The organism is Burkholderia sp. AU4i, from assembly GCF_000466765.1.
GTDB lineage: Bacteria > Pseudomonadota > Gammaproteobacteria > Burkholderiales > Burkholderiaceae > Burkholderia > Burkholderia cepacia.
This window is the reverse complement of record NZ_ASSI01000345.1, coordinates 1-513: the sequence shown is the minus strand read 5'-3', so window position 1 is coordinate 513 and position 513 is coordinate 1. Positions and strand designations below refer to the sequence as shown.

Genomic DNA, 513 nt, shown 5'->3' with positions numbered 1-513 from the left:
TCGCCGGCGAGACCGCTGATGCGGTGGCGTCCGTCAAGACGACCTACAAGGACGACAAGCTCGTCGTCGAGCGCGAGGGGGTCACGATCGCGGTCGGCGGCAGCGTCATGGTGTTCCGCGGCTCGGTCGGCTCGATCGTGATGGGCAACGGCAACATCGTGAGCGGCCTGCCGAACGGATCCGCCGTGTCGCTGCGCCAGGAGCGCGTGGTGGTCGGCGTCGTCCTGCCCGCACTGCCTGCCGTGAAGCTCAAGGGCAGCGGCGTGGTCACCCTGCACGACCTGCGGCAGCCGCGCCTCGAGCTGGAAGTGACTGGCTCGGGCGATATCATCGCCACCGGCCAGGTCGGGAGTCTGGACGCCCGCGTGGCCGGGTCGGGTGACGTCGAGGCGCGCAAGCTGGCGGCCGAGCGGGCTGATCTGTCGGTCAGCGGCTCGGGCGACATCGTGGCGCGTGTGCAGGTGGAAGTCCGGGCGCGCGTCGCGGGCTCCGGCGACATCGTCGTGCATGGCG

General features: G+C 71.2%; 1 protein-coding gene. It reads left to right on the top strand.

Translation table 11 applies throughout. From position 1 onward, the window contains the following. Positions 1–513: GIN domain-containing protein (locus L810_RS42235; RefSeq protein ID WP_042978348.1), on the top strand; the 513-nt coding region annotated here is incomplete at both ends.